We start from the raw sequence: 13,974 nt of genomic DNA, 5'->3' as shown, positions 1-13,974 counted from the left end.
CGGAAATCCGGAATGCTGACCGTGCCCGGCCCGATCCGACACCTAGCGCGCCAGCCGGGCGAGATGGCGCTGATAGCGCCGCATGACCCAGCGATGAAAGGGTGCCTGGGTCCAGCGATAGAGGTACCAGGGTAGCGCCGGGGCATAGTCATGGATCGCGGCCATCGTGTAGCGGTCACCCAGCAGCGTCTGGAACTCGAATCGGGCCTGGCCGGGCGCGTCAGTGCGACACAGGAGGCCGCCACCGACCCGGTAGACCTGACGCTGCCGGGAGCTTTGCGCGGCCGCATGCCTGAGCGTCAGGAGCCTGAGGCGTGGCCAACGCAGACACAGGGTCCAACTGCCGTCCTGATCGCAGTGACTGCAGATCAACGGCCAGACCCCGCCACGTTCGAGCCAGCGAAAGTAGTTGCCGGCGACCCAGGCCGCATCCTGGCCAGGGGGCAGGATGATGCGCTGAATCGATCGGACCAGACTGGCTCGACGCAAGAGGATCCGGTCACGCCGTCGAGTCGGCTGCCGCGGGCTCGGCAAGCGACGCCGGCGCGCATCGAGTGCCGCCGCGAGCGCCTGGCAGAACGGAATCGAAGCGACACCGACGATCTGCTGCAACGGATTGTCGCGCATCCGGGTATCCTGTGGCAGGCTTTCGATCACCGGACCAATCAGTGACGCCGGCGCGCCACTGACCAGGCGCGCGGCCCAGGCCGCCAACCCCAATGGAATGAAGGGTATCCGGATGATCACCCGTCGCAGCCCGAGGATCGCGGCAGTCTCGCGCGCCATCTGCTCGTAGCTCAGGCAGTCCGGGCCACCGAGATCGAACGAACCGCGATAGATTTCGGGTCGGCCGAGGCACTGGCGTATCGCTCGAATCAGGTCCGCCAGCGCGATCGGACGGGTCACCGACTGGGCCGCGCCGGGCAGCGGGATCAGGGGTAGACGCCGTACCAGGTCGACCAAGAACCCGACCGCCGAGCCACCCGCCCCGACGACGAGCCCCGCGCGCAGTGCCGTGACCGGCGTGCCGCGCGACGCCAGCACCATCTCGACCTCGCGGCGACTCCAGAGCAAAGGGGAGATATGGAATCCTTCCGGGATCAAACCACCGACGAAGACGATCTGTTTGACGCCGCTCTCGGCCGCGGCCTGCGCGAAATTGTCCGCCATGACCAGGTCCATGTCGGCCGGCCGCGCCTGCGTCAGACGCGATGAGGGCGCCTGCGAATGCGCGAGATAGACGGCATAGTCGATCCCATCGAGACCCGTCCGGACCGCGTCGAGCGAGAACAGATCGCACACTCGCCGAACCACGCCAGCACGGTCCGGCGGCATCCGCGCCCAGGTTGGCGACCGGGTCAGCGCAAAGACTCGATGGTCCTGGGCCAGCGCCGCACACAGAGCACTGCCGATGAAGCCATCGGCCCCGGCGATGGCCACACGCGGCCTCGTCATCAGGCGCTCCGCCCCATCAAACAGGTCAGGATTCGTCATTCGGTTTAGAATTCGGGTTCGATCCGGCCGTCCGAACGCATCGCGACGGACCGCCGGTGGATGCAGATGACGGTTTTGGTAACCTATTATGTACGATCATCGCGTCGCGGAAACGGGTATCCGCAGGCACCTGGCGTGGACGGCGGTTCTGCTGTCGCTCGTGCTCGCGACCCTGTGGGTGAATCCGCCGGACGATCCCGGTCTGGGATGGCTCGCGCCGCCCGGAGCCATTGCCGACCCCTGGCTGAGCTGGCTCCGTTGGACCCTGCTCGCCACCTGGGTCACCTTGATCCTCGGGGCCGGATGGTGGCTGACCCGGCCGGCCCGTGCCCTGATGCGGGGGCTGTCCCTGGCGACCCTGGCCCTGCTGCTGACCGCGCTCCTCCTGCCCCCGTCGGCGTTGGCCGCCCTCAGCGCATGGCTCGGCGATATCGTACCCTTCGAGCCGCCCCGGCAGGGTCCGGTGAATACCGCCGCGCTGGGTCATTTCGGGCTCTTCCTGGTCATCGCGACACTGGTCTTCGCCGCCCGCCTCGATCTGGGTTGGTGGCGTCTGTTCGGCATCCTCACCGGATTGGCGATCATCAGCGAACTGCTGCAGTTCTTCGTCGACGGACGCCATCCCAGCGCGCTCGACGTCTTGATCGATCTGCTCGGGATCCTGTGCGGGGCGCTGCTGATCGCCTCGACCCCCTGGCTGCGCCCTCCGCGCGCACCACAGCCGGCAGACGGCCGCGGGCTCCATCGCATCGAACGCGGGTCATGACTGGATCCGCCACCCGCCTCGAGCGCTCGGCGCGATCTCTGACGGACGACCGTTCGGGTCACCGCGACGCCCTGGACCTCGCAGCGACGCCAGCGGTCGCTCCCGACGCGAACGAGATGACAACGAAGCCATGAGCGCCCCTTGGATCGAACGCCTTCGGTCGCGGTTCGTCGTGCTTTTGCATGATGTCGCGATGATCCCGGTGGCCTGGTTCCTGGCCTACTGGATGCGTTTCAACCTCGGCTACGTCCCCCCGGAATTCATCGAGGCCGCGGTCGATACCCTGCCCATCGTGATCCTGGTACTCGGCCTCGTCTATTGGCTTTTCGGCCTGTATCGCGGTGTCTGGCGGTTTGCGTCGATGACCGACCTGGTCCGGATCGCCAAGGCCGTCTTGGTCGGGACCACGCTGCTGCTGTTTCTGCTCTTTGCGTTGAACCGCTTGGCCTACATGCCACGATCGGTCCCGGTGCTGTTCGTGATCTTTCAGCTGCTGCTCTTGGCCGGGCCGCGGCTATTCTACCGCCTGATCAAGGATCGGCATTTCGATTGGGATGCCGGTCAGCGGGTTCTGATCGTCGGGGCCGGGCGCGCCGGCGAGATGCTGGCGCGGGACATGCTCCGCGACACTGGGCGCGCCTACAATCCGGTGGCCTTCGTCGATGACAAGCTGCGTCGCCAGGGCGGCGACGTCCATGGCGTCCCGATCCGCGGCACCAGCGACCAGATACCGACACTGGTCGAGCGCCTCGCGATCGATCTGATCGTGCTGGCCGTCCCCAGCGCGTCGGCCAGCCAGATGCGACGCCTGGTGAACCTTTGCGAGGCAGCCAGCCGCCCGTTCCGCACCGTGCCGGAGCTCAACGCGATGATGTCCGGGCAAGTCACCGTCCGGCAACTGCGGTCGGTTTCGATCGAGGATCTCCTCGGCCGCAACCCGGTGACCTTGGACTGGCCGACGATCCACGAGGGGTTGGCGGGACGGACCATCCTCGTGACCGGGGCGGGCGGTTCGATCGGGTCGGAGTTATGCCGCCAACTGATGCCGTGTCGACCCAAGCGTCTGATCTTGGTCGATCACAGCGAGCACAACCTGTACCGAATCGAGATGGCCCTGTCCGATAGCAGCGTGTCGGTACCCTTTTCCCGTCATTTGCTCGACATCACGGACCCGGGCGCGATCACGCGCCTGTTTCGCGAAACGCCGCCGGACATCGTGTTTCATGCGGCCGCTTACAAGCATGTGCCCATGCTCGAGGATCAGGTCTGCGCGGCCGTGCTGAACAATACGCTCGGGACCGAAATCGTCGCCGCGGCCGCTGCCGCCTCGGGCTGTGAGCGATTCGTGCTGATATCGACCGACAAGGCCGTGAACCCGACCAACGTGATGGGGGCCAGCAAGCGCGCGGCCGAGCTCCTCTGTCAAGACCTCGACCGGCGGTCCAGATGCCGCTTCATCGTGGTTCGGTTCGGCAATGTCCTGGGCTCGGCCGGCAGCGTCGTGCCACGATTTCGGCGACAGATCGAACAAGGCGGCCCGGTCACCGTGACCCACCCGGACATCGAACGCTTCTTCATGACGATCCCCGAGGCCTGCCAATTGATCATGCAGGCAGCCGTCCTCGGCCGCGGTGGCGAGACCTTCGTCCTGGAGATGGGAGATCCGATCAAGATTCGATACCTGGCCGAGCAGATGATCCAACTATCGGGGAAGCGACCCGGTCAGGACATCGCGATCGAATACATAGGTCTACGACCCGGCGAAAAGCTCCACGAAGAGCTTTTCTACACGTCCGAGGATCTGCTCGAGACGCCCCATCCGAAGATTCGAATCGCGTCGAGTGCCATCGATATCGACGCCGAACGGGTGCGCGCACTGATGGACAGGCTGCGTCACACCGTGCAGAGACTGGATGACAGTGCGGTCACCGAAACACTGAACCAGATGGTGCCGTCCTGGCGGGCGAGGCCCCTGGCATCGAACGGCACCGGTACGGATGGTGCGCGGATCGATTCCCGTTCGACTGAACTGCCCAGCTCGAGCCGAGCACGAACGGCCGCATCGACCCGCTGAGTGATCCTTATCAGGAAGCGGCTCGGGCTCGCCGCGTGGCACCAGGCCTCGGCCGGCTCAGCGACACCGGCGGAAGATAGCCGGGAACCGGTGTCGACACAGGTCCAAGCACCTTGTTGCCCCACAATGGCCGTTGAAGACCCAGCACCCGATCGGCTCCCGCCCCACCGAAGCGCTCGAAGTAATACCGGACGAACTGCCGATCGTCGGACAGGTGATTCAAGAACCACTCCTTGACGTAATTCAGGCTTCCCTCGTCGATCTCCTGGGCGCCATGCGCCGCGAGACGCCGCCGCAAGGCGACCAGTTCCGCGAGATGAAGCGCGTGTTCGCACTTGTGGGCGGCAAAATCCGGATACGCGATCGACTTCAAGAAGGCATCTTCGACTCGACAATGGCGACGCAAGCGATCGATCAAGCGTTGGAGGCGCTCGAGGGGTCCTTCCAGGGGTGGTTCCTCCGCATTCCGCAATGGCGAGCCATGACCCGCTCCGACCTCGATCAGACCGTTGACCAACGTCAGGATCTCGCGATGGTCCGCATCGAGATCCTCGATCCCCAGGAACCACCTATCCCGCCATACCAACAGAGATGCCATCGTCATGTCCTCGCGTCTTGTCCCATGTTTACGGTCGGACAAAGTCTAGCCAGAAGATTTCCCCGATGCGGGTCTGGAAACTCTTCTATCGGCGACATACTTGACCTGCATCAAAACCCAGACCGACGGTAGTTGACAGATCAAGACGCCGTGATATCCGGCGAGTCCAGAAATCCGCGCAGAATGCCCAGGTATTCGCCGGGCCGCTCGACCATCGGCAGATGCCCGCACCGGTCGACCCACTGCACCTGACAGCCGACGATGGTCCGAGCGGTGTAGCCGACATTCGCGATCGGCATCAGATCATCCTGCCGCCCGGCAATCAACAAGGTCGGCGCCCGAACCAGCGCCGCGGCGCGATCGATCGCATGGTCGGTCGCACCGCGCGCGCAAGCGACGGCCGACGCCGCATCGAGGGCCAGGAAGTCACGATGGATCTGATCGATGACGCTCGGGTCCGCCGGCGGCCGATGGAAGTAACGAGAGGCCAGCCTGTTGCCGAACCAGCGCGACTTCGCAAACGACAGCCGGCGCACACCAAGCGATAAAGAGAAGCCGAGCGAGATCAAGCGAAAGAGACGCTTCTCGGCCTCCGAGGTGAAGAGACACAGCGAGGTCAACACGAGTCGCTCGACCCGTTCCGGACAACGCTCGGCAACCAGCAGCGCCATCGCGGCACCCATCGAATGGCCGACGAGGGCGACGCGATCGAGTCCCAGTTCGTCGAGGACCCGCACCAGTGAAGCGCTCTGTTCGAACAATCCCTGGGGTCGCTGCACCGGCTGCGACCGACCCGTCCCGGGTAGATCCGGCACCAAAACGCACCGACTCTCGGACAGGTCCCGCGCGGTCGATCGCCAATAGCCACCCGCTGCACCCCAGCCGTGGATCAGCAGCACCGGGGGCCGCGCGGTGGGCGTGGGCGGTTCCCAGAGATCGACGACCAACGGCCCCCCATCGTGATTCCAGGTCAGGCAGCGCGGCCTGGCAGCCGCGGCGCTGGATGGCGAGATATCGAACATGGTTGCGGCGACCTCCACGCGCGACGCGGCATCACGCCCGGCCCCGGACCTTATACAGCCGGGTCAGACGACCTGGTTGCGGTCTGTGAGGTCCTCGAGCAAACGCGGCCGATCCAGGACCTGACCGTCGAGATAGGGCCGCCCGTCGTCGCCGAGGACCAGACGGCCCTCGGCGAACCAGCGAACAGCCAACGGGTAGATGACATGCTCCTGCCGCAGGACGCGTTCGGAAAGGACCTCCGGGCTGTCACCGGGCAGCACCGGCACGCGCGCCTGCAGGACGACTGGCCCCCCGTCGAGATCGGCGGTCACGTAATGGACACTGGCCCCGTGCACCCGCACCCCGGCCGCCAAGGCTCGGCGGTGCGTATCGAGCCCGCGGAAGTCGGGCAGCAACGACGGGTGAATATTGAACAAGCGCCCGCGATACCGCGCCACGAAGGCCGGTGTCAGGATCCGCATGAACCCCGCCAGGAGGATCAGGCCCGGTCGGAACTCGTCGATCAGACGCATCAGGGCGCGGTCGAAGCCCTGGCGATCGGGGAAGCCACGATGACATAGGACCCGCGTCGCGACCCCGGCGTCGCGCGCCCGGACCAGACCATAGGCCTGGGGTTCATTGCTGATCACGGCATCGATCGCGATCGGCAGACCACGGCGGGATTCATCGATCAACGCTTGCAGGTTGCTTCCGCCACCGGAGATCAAGACCAGCGTCGAGACCGGGGTTTGCCGAACCATCGAATCAATCCCCGCCGCCGACGAAGCACACGGCGGGAGCCCCGGCCTCGATGTGACCGATGATCCAGGCCTGTTCGCCGGCTGCGTTCAACGCCTCGCACACCGCGTCCGCCTCCTCATCGGCCACGCAGACGACCATGCCGAGACCGCAGTTGAAGGTCCGCCGCATCTCCTGCTCGTCGATATCGCCGGTGCGCTGCAACCAGCGAAATAGGGCCGGTCGCTGCCAAGCCTCGAGATCCACGACGGCCCGCGCGCCGTCCGGCAGCATCCGCGGCAGATTCTCGGTCAGGCCGCCGCCGGTGATATGGGCCAGTCCATGAATCGACCAGCGGCGGATGACCGGCAGCAAGGACCGGACATAGATTCGCGTCGGCGCGAGCAGCGCGGTCGCAAGCGCGACCCCCTCGAGTTCCTGCGTCAGATCGACCGCCCGCGTCGCGATGAGCTTGCGAATCAGCGAGTATCCGTTCGAGTGCGGCCCGGACGAGGCCAAGCCAATCAGGCGATCGCCCGGGTGAACGCGCTCGGCCAGGATCAGCTCCGACTTTTCGACGACGCCGACGCAGAAGCCAGCGAGGTCGAACTCTCCGTCGGAGTACATCCCGGGCATCTCGGCGGTCTCGCCTCCGGTCAGCGCACAACCGGCCAACCGACAGCCCTCGGCGATGCCGGCGACGACCCGGCTCGCGCTATCGACATCGAGCCGCCCGGTCGCGTAATAGTCGAGAAAGAACAGGGGTTCGGCGCCCGTCACCAGGATATCGTTAACACACATGGCGACGAGGTCGATGCCGATCTGATCGAGCCGATCGAGCTCGATCGCGAGTTTCAGCTTGGTGCCGACACCGTCGGTACCGGAGACCAGCACCGGATGCCGATACTGATTCGGAGGTAGTTCGAACAGTGCGCCGAACCCGCCGAGGCCGGAGAGGACCCCGGGACGGAAGGTCGCGGCGGCCAACGGCTTGATTCGCTCGACCAAGCGGTTGCCGGCATCGATGTCGACGCCAGCGGCGCGGTAACTCAAGGGGTTTGAGGACGGGGCGTTGGGGTCCTGAGCCACGATCGGTTCCACTGCAACGGGCAAGGCCCCATTCTAACAGTGGCCTGATCGCGGTCAATGAGGCTATCTTATCGACCTTAGGGAACCTCAAAGAATCGCTATCCTGGCCATTATCGAACCGGAATCGGCGCCGGGCGCCGCCAATGACATGATCGTTCGGTTGCAAGACATACCCAATATCATCACGCTGCTGCGGCTGTTGATCGTCGTACCCCTGCTGTACCTGTTGTGGATCGAGGAGTTCGGCTGGGCCTTGGCCCTGTTTGCGCTGGCCGGGGTCTCGGACGCGCTCGACGGCTTCCTTGCCAAGCACTTCGGCTGGACCAGTTGGCTCGGCGGGATCCTCGATCCGCTCGCCGACAAGGTGCTGCTGGTCGCGTCCTTCCTGATCCTCGGCGCCCTGGGCCTGATCCCGCTATGGCTCGTGATTGCCGCGATCCTGCGCGACCTCATCATCGTCGGCGGCGCGCTCGTCTACCATCTACTGGTCGAGGACATCGATGCCGCCCCACTCCTCGCGAGCAAGGTCAATACCCTGTTCCAGATCCTGCTCGTCATCACGGTGATCGCGAACGCCGGCCCATTGCCCCTTCCGGGTGTCCTTATCCAGTTCCTGATCTATGCGTGCCTGGCTTCGATCATCGCCAGCGGCGCCCAATACGTCTATCTGTGGAGCCGCAAGGCAACCCGTAAGCCCTGGCGTCAGCCATGACGGCGCGACGGCCGACCTCCCGCCGATCACCGGCGGGACTGGTCGGAGTCGCCCCCTTCGAGCAAGGCACGGATGAAGGGCACCGTAGGCCGGCGCTGTTCGCGTAAGCTCGCCTGATCGAGATCGTCGAGCACCGCGATCAGCGCCCGCACGTCCCGCGGCGAGCGGCGCATGATATAGCTGATCGCGCTATCGCCGAGCTCGAGCCCGCGCCTCCGTGCCGCGTGACGCAACAGGGTCTCGCAGTCGCTGTCATCGAGCGCCCGCAGCCGGAAACCGGGCCCCCAGCTCAAACGGGACCGCAAGTCCGCGAGGTCCAGCGGCAGTTCGGCGGCCGGACAGTCGGCGCTCACGAGCAAGCGTCGTTTCCCTTCGCGCAGACGATTGAACAGACCAAACAGCCCGCGTTCCCAGGCCCGATCCCCAGCGATGCGCTGGACGTCGTCGAGGGCAACCAGCCACATCTGATCCAAGCCATCGAGGATCGCCGGCGTCAAACCAGGATCTCCAAGGGGCAGGTACGACACCGGCCGGCGACCGGCCGAGGCCGCCCGACACACGGCATGGAGCAGGTGCGTCTTGCCGGTTCCGGCGGCGCCGAACAGGTACAGGTACAGCTCGGAGCCCGGCTCGACGAAGGCCCGCGCCGCGGCGACGGCGAGTTCATTGGGGCCGGCAACGAACTCATCGAAGGAGGCCTCCGGTCGCAGCTGCACAGGCAATGGCAGCTGCCCCCGGCCAGGCACCGGCTCGGCGTCCGGCACCAAGTCAGGCACCGCCACCGAGCGCGGCCGCGGTCCGCGCGAGGCGCCGCCCTAGTGCTCGGCACAGCCGCGTCTCCTCATCGCTCAGCGGGCGATTGCTATCCGGTCCGGCGACATGGGAAGCCCCATAGGGCGAACCACCCGTCGTCGTATGAATCAGATCCGGCTCACTGTACGGCAGGCCCAGCAGCAACATCCCGTGATGCAACAAGGGCAGCATCATCGTCAACAGCGTCGACTCCTGCCCGCCGTGCAGCGTGCCAGTCGACGTGAACACGGCGGCGGGCTTGCCCGTCAAGGCCCCCGACAGCCACAAGGAGCTGGTCCCATCGAGGAAATATTTCAACGGGGCGGCCATATTTCCAAACCGTGTTGGACTCCCCAAGGCCAAGCCCGCGCAATGCCTCAGGTCATCGATCTGGGCGAACGGCGGCCCGCTCGGCGGGATACTGTCCTCGACCGCCTCGCACGTGGCCGAGACGGCCGGGACCGTCCGCAACCGCGCCTCGAGTCCGGGGACCTCCTCGATCCCGCGCGCGATCTGATGGGCCATCGCCGCCGTAGCACCATAGCGGCTGTAATAGAGGACCAGGATGTAGCTCATACCCTTCAGGCTCCGTTTCGCGTTGTCGGCCCGCTCCGGTGTCGACGGACCGCCCAGCTTCCACCGCCATTCTACCGGTTATCGGCAAGGTGCCCGGTTCGCCGTGAAGGTCTCCGCGCGGACTCGGCGACGACGCCCGCGCCGGCCGACGCACCGGCACCCGACCAAGACTCTCCAGACCGGCAAGGGTAGACCGATCCCGCTCGGGCGTGGCCGCCACGTTGAATCGGACGCCAAAGCATTCGACAATGACCGATCAGATTCGACACGCGATCAATCACACGCCCCGAACCGGGAAGGTGCCGCGCTTGTGATTCAAGTTCCTTGGGGGAAATCGAGATGGCGCAGCATCCAGACCAGTCGACCAGTCACCAGGTCTGTTTCCGGTGCCTGGTCGGAGGACGGGTACAAGGGGTCTTCTTTCGCGCCTCGGCCCGAGAACAGGCGCTGAGGCTCGGGGTGACCGGGCACGCCCGCAACCTCCCCGACGGGCGGGTCGAGGTGCTGGTCTGCGGCGACGCTCAGGCGGTGGCGGCCATGCGTGATTGGCTCAGAACCGGTCCACCGCGGGCGGAGGTAACGGGTGTCGCCTGCGAACCGGTGGCCTATCAAGCGTTGACGGCCTTCGTCACATCCTGATCCGGGTCGTGCCACCGCCTGGCGCGCGGCGTCGGGAGCCGGTGGGATCCAGACGTTGCCGCCATGCTGAAGCCGATGTCGACCGCGAGCGGCATTCGCCGAGGCGGTCCCTCGGCGGCCGCCCGTGCCGCCGCAACAGCCCGAGCCCTGGCCAGCATACCGGGCACGGTTGGCGACGTACGCGCTAGCCTGATCAATACCCCGGCGCGGCCAGATTCAGGCTGTCCGGCCGGCCTGGGAGGCGCTCGACCCCGGTTTCGATACGGCCGTCAGCGTACAGGACCAACCACCGAAACCCGGGTGAGGACCGATCGAGCGCGAACCGCTCGGTTCCGGGCGCGAACTGAACGCAGGTCGACGGCGAACCGAGCAACAAACAATCGCCTTGCCGACCTCGAAACTCCTGGTGGACATGGCCCCACAGGACCGCCTTGACGTGCCGGTGTCGTTCGATGAGCGCCATCAGTTCCGATCCGTTCGCCAAGCCGATGTCGTCCAACCAGCGACTGCCGACCGGCACCGGATGGTGATGCAGGCCGATCAGCGCCGGGAGCGCACACCGACTCAGCGCCTCGTCGAGCGCACCGACCTGACCCGGATCGAGCCGGCCCCCGGCGCACCCGGACACCGCCGAATCGAGCAACAACCATTGCCAGCCACCGATCTCCAACGCCCGCATCGGAGAGGCCGCGTCCGCATCTAGAACCGCCGCCATCCGATCCGCATCATCGTGGTTGCCCGGAATGGCGTAGAACGGGACACCCAGAGCTCGCAACCGCCCGGCCAGATAGCGATACCCTGCCAGACTCTCGTCATGCACCAGATCACCGCTCAACAGCAGGATGTCCGGCAAGCCAAAACGGGACAGCATCAAGTCCAGCACCGACTCGAACGCCGTCCGCGTGCACAGCCCCAACAGACCTCCGTTCGGGTCGGCCAACAGATGCGTGTCGGTGACTTGCACGACACGCAGGAGGGCCAGACCGCCGGTGGAAGGAACGGGGATGGCACGGGACCCGGTGGTCGGTTGGCCAAGGGACATCGGACGGACCTCGCTTCGCGCAGCGGATGAGACAGGACATGGCGACTGTGTTTTTCTTCTAACACCCTGACCTGACAAGGGCAATGACGAGGTCGCCAGTTCGCGACCTCGATCGCAGAATCCCAACCTCGTCGTTACGTTTCGCGCGGCGTTCGGGCCAAACACCTGCAATCGAGGTAGGAGGCTCTGTACAGACGATCGCTACGACCTGCCCGCGCTGCCCGATACCTTTCGTTACGGATTCTGCCGCACTGAGCCCGACGAGGACTGACGACTTTGCCGGCCGCGACCCTTCCGCAACGACCGTCGACAACCGCTGCACCAGCACGAAGGCCGCGTGACGCCGGACCAGCCGTCGCTGGTCGTATAATCGCTACCATCGCCTCGTCGGAGCCCGCCGTGACCCACTCCCAGGCGGCGCGACGACAAGATCCCGCTCGCCGACGGTCGCGCCGATGCCATGGGGCGGCTTTCGCGAAGCACGCTGTCCGACGCGGAGCAGGTCGCCGGATCTTCCCTGGTCAGGTCAGGCGGTGCGGCCCGCCGTGTCCGACCAGCGCGGACACGGAACGATTTCGCGCCGGGTCGGCTCCAATCGCCGATGGCATCCACTGAGCAGTACGGACGAGGCACCGGACCTGCAACGGCCTGAAGGAGGCACTCAGCAACATCATGGACCTGACCAACCAGATCATCCTCGTCGGCGGGCTCGTGCTGCTCCTCAGCATCTTGGCCGGGGTCATCTCCAACCGTGTCGGTGCGCCCTTGCTGTTGGTCTTCCTGGTCATCGGCATGCTGCTCGGCGAGCAGGGCCCGGGCGGCATCCAGTTCGACGACGTGCAACTGGCCCATCTGATCGGCAGTCTCGCCCTCGCGATCATCCTGTTCGACGGCGGCATGTCGACGCCCTTCAAGAACTTTCGCGTCGGTCTGAAGCCAGCGATCGGCCTGGCCACGGTCGGCGTCGTGATCACGGCCGCGATCACTGGCATCTTCGCCGCTTGGTGGCTGGGCCTGCACTGGCTCGAGGGCCTGCTGCTCGGGGCCATCGTCGGCTCGACCGACGCCGCGGCGGTCTTCTCGCTGTTGCGATCGCGCGGCCTGGAACTCAAGCAGCGGGTCGGCGCAACGCTCGAGATCGAGTCCGGCAGCAATGACCCGATGGCCATCTTCCTGACGATCGTCTTGATCGAACTGATCCTCGCCGGCTCGGACAACTTGGGCTGGGTCATGCTGTGGGAGTTCGTCCGCCAGATGGGGTTGGGCGGACTGATCGGGATCCTCGGCGGACTCGGCCTCGTGTGGCTCGTCAACCGGCTCGAGATGCCCCCCGGGCTCTATGCGCTGGCCGTGATGGCAGGGGGCCTGGTCATCTTCGGCGTCACCGCGGTGCTGCAGGGCAGCGGCTTTCTGGCCATCTATCTTGCCGGGCTGATCGTCGGCAACCGGCCGGTGCAATCGAGCCAGAACATCAAACGCTTCCACGACGGCTTCGCAAGCCTATCGCAGATCGGCATGTTCCTGATGCTCGGGCTTCTGGTCACACCCTCCGAGCTGCTGCCAGTCGCCGTCGACGCACTGATCTTCGCCGCGGTGCTGATGCTGGTCGCCCGACCGATCGCCGTCTGGCTCTGCCTATTACCGTTCCGCTTTCCATGGCGCGAGCAGGTCTACATCGGCTGGGTCGGCCTGCGCGGCGCCGTCCCGATCATTCTCGCATTGTTCCCGCTGCTCGCCGGGCTCGAACAGGCCCAGATGTATTTCAACATCGTCTTCTTCGTCGTGCTGCTATCGCTGCTGATCCAAGGCTGGACCGTCGCCTCCTCGGCGCGCTGGTTGAAGCTGGAGGTGCCGCCGACGACCCACCTGGTGCAACGCGTGGAGCTGGATATCCCCGGCCAACGCGAACTGGAACTGGTCGGATACCGCCTCGCCGAGGACACACCAGTGCTGCGCGAGCGCCTACATCAATTGGCGCTGCCAAAGGGCGCCCGGGTCGTCGCGATCTTGCGGTTCGAACAGCTCCTCGACCCGCTGGACCTGCGCGACCTGCGCCCCGGCGACTACTTGTACCTGCTGGCCGAACCCAGTGTCCTGACCAGCCTCGATCGGCTCTTCGTCGCGCGCGCGACGCCCGAGCGCTTGTCCGACCTGGCCTTCTTCGGGGAATTCGTCCTCAATGGCGAGGCCCGGGTCGGCGATTTGGCCACGGCCTACGGCCTCGCCTTGCCCGCCGACACCCTGACGCTGACCCTCGATCAACTGGTGCGCCGCGGCCGTCATGCCCATCCCGTCGTCGGCGACCGTGTGCAATTGGACGGCATCGAGCTGGTCGTCCGCGAGGTCAACGAAGACCGCGTGACCAAGGTCGGACTCAAACTGTCCCGCTGACCCTGGAGGGTGGGAAAGCGCGAAAGCGAGCCGGAATTGGGCGCCGGGGAACGGCGGGATG

13 protein-coding genes are annotated in these 13,974 nt (G+C 65.8%); 5 read left to right on the top strand and 8 right to left on the bottom strand.

Features of this window, described 5'->3' with window-relative positions; all coding sequences use genetic code 11:
- Positions 1-42 precede the first annotated feature (42 nt).
- Entirely contained in the window at positions 43-1,455 is a 1,413-nt protein-coding gene (locus tag ABC977_RS09525) for an NAD(P)H-binding protein (protein ID WP_369667020.1), read from the bottom strand.
- 127 nt (positions 1,456-1,582) lie between these two features.
- Here ABC977_RS09525 and ABC977_RS09520 point away from each other — a divergent pair, with 127 nt between their 5' ends.
- Together ABC977_RS09520 and ABC977_RS09515 are read left to right on the top strand one after the other, a co-directional pair.
- On the top strand, positions 1,583-2,260 hold the full coding sequence (locus ABC977_RS09520) for a VanZ family protein (RefSeq protein ID WP_369667019.1): 678 nt from the start codon (positions 1,583-1,585) through the stop codon (positions 2,258-2,260).
- Positions 2,261-2,390: 130 nt separating this feature from the next.
- Positions 2,391-4,334 (top strand): polysaccharide biosynthesis protein, encoded by a 1,944-nt coding sequence (locus ABC977_RS09515; RefSeq protein WP_369667018.1) that lies wholly within the window; start codon positions 2,391-2,393, stop codon positions 4,332-4,334.
- A 10-nt stretch (positions 4,335-4,344) separates the two neighbouring features.
- Here the strand turns inward: ABC977_RS09515 and ABC977_RS09510 are convergent, their stop codons facing one another.
- The 4 genes from ABC977_RS09510 to purM form a co-directional block, all read right to left on the bottom strand.
- The gene (locus ABC977_RS09510) at positions 4,345-4,938 is read right to left on the bottom strand and encodes a bacteriohemerythrin (RefSeq protein WP_369667017.1); all 594 of its coding nucleotides are present in this window, start codon (positions 4,936-4,938) and stop codon (positions 4,345-4,347) included.
- Positions 4,939-5,072: 134 nt separating this feature from the next.
- A complete protein-coding gene (locus tag ABC977_RS09505) occupies positions 5,073-5,954 on the bottom strand; it encodes an alpha/beta fold hydrolase (RefSeq protein WP_369667016.1) in 882 nt (293 codons plus the stop codon).
- Between the two features lie 63 nt (positions 5,955-6,017).
- Positions 6,018-6,695: a phosphoribosylglycinamide formyltransferase gene (gene purN / locus ABC977_RS09500; RefSeq protein WP_369667015.1), complete on the bottom strand. Its 678-nt coding sequence runs from the start codon at positions 6,693-6,695 to the stop codon at positions 6,018-6,020.
- 4 nt (positions 6,696-6,699) lie between these two features.
- Complete coding sequence (gene purM, locus ABC977_RS09495) at positions 6,700-7,761, bottom strand: phosphoribosylformylglycinamidine cyclo-ligase (RefSeq protein WP_369667014.1); 1,062 nt, start codon at positions 7,759-7,761, stop codon at positions 6,700-6,702.
- A gap of 148 nt (positions 7,762-7,909) precedes the next feature.
- Between purM and ABC977_RS09490 the strand changes: the two genes are divergently transcribed.
- Positions 7,910-8,473 carry a CDP-alcohol phosphatidyltransferase family protein gene (locus ABC977_RS09490; protein ID WP_369667013.1) on the top strand — a complete coding sequence of 188 codons (564 nt, stop codon included), beginning with the start codon at positions 7,910-7,912 and terminating at the stop codon, positions 8,471-8,473.
- A 26-nt stretch (positions 8,474-8,499) separates the two neighbouring features.
- On the opposite strand, the gene hda is transcribed toward ABC977_RS09490, so the two are convergent.
- A complete protein-coding gene (hda, locus tag ABC977_RS09485) occupies positions 8,500-9,249 on the bottom strand; it encodes a DnaA regulatory inactivator Hda (protein ID WP_369667012.1) in 750 nt (249 codons plus the stop codon).
- Entirely contained in the window at positions 9,242-9,841 is a 600-nt protein-coding gene (gene wrbA / locus ABC977_RS09480) for an NAD(P)H:quinone oxidoreductase (protein ID WP_369667011.1), read from the bottom strand. Before wrbA ends, hda begins: the two co-directional genes overlap by 8 nt.
- 339 nt (positions 9,842-10,180) lie before the next feature.
- Here wrbA and ABC977_RS09475 point away from each other — a divergent pair, with 339 nt between their 5' ends.
- Complete coding sequence (locus ABC977_RS09475) at positions 10,181-10,480, top strand: acylphosphatase (RefSeq protein WP_369667010.1); 300 nt, start codon at positions 10,181-10,183, stop codon at positions 10,478-10,480.
- 193 nt (positions 10,481-10,673) lie between these two features.
- Here ABC977_RS09475 and ABC977_RS09470 read toward each other — a convergent pair whose 3' ends face one another.
- Entirely contained in the window at positions 10,674-11,522 is an 849-nt protein-coding gene (locus ABC977_RS09470; RefSeq protein WP_369667009.1) for a metallophosphoesterase, read from the bottom strand.
- Between the two features lie 672 nt (positions 11,523-12,194).
- Here ABC977_RS09470 and ABC977_RS09465 point away from each other — a divergent pair.
- Positions 12,195-13,913, top strand: coding sequence for a potassium/proton antiporter (locus tag ABC977_RS09465; RefSeq protein WP_369667008.1), 1,719 nt, complete (start codon positions 12,195-12,197; stop codon positions 13,911-13,913).
- Positions 13,914-13,974 lie beyond the last annotated feature (61 nt).

The sequence above is a fragment of the Thioalkalicoccus limnaeus genome (assembly GCF_041197575.1).
In the GTDB taxonomy this organism is placed as follows: domain Bacteria; phylum Pseudomonadota; class Gammaproteobacteria; order Chromatiales; family Chromatiaceae; genus Thioalkalicoccus; species Thioalkalicoccus limnaeus.
Note: the sequence above shows the minus strand (reverse complement) of the source record. Positions and strands in the feature narration are given on the sequence as shown.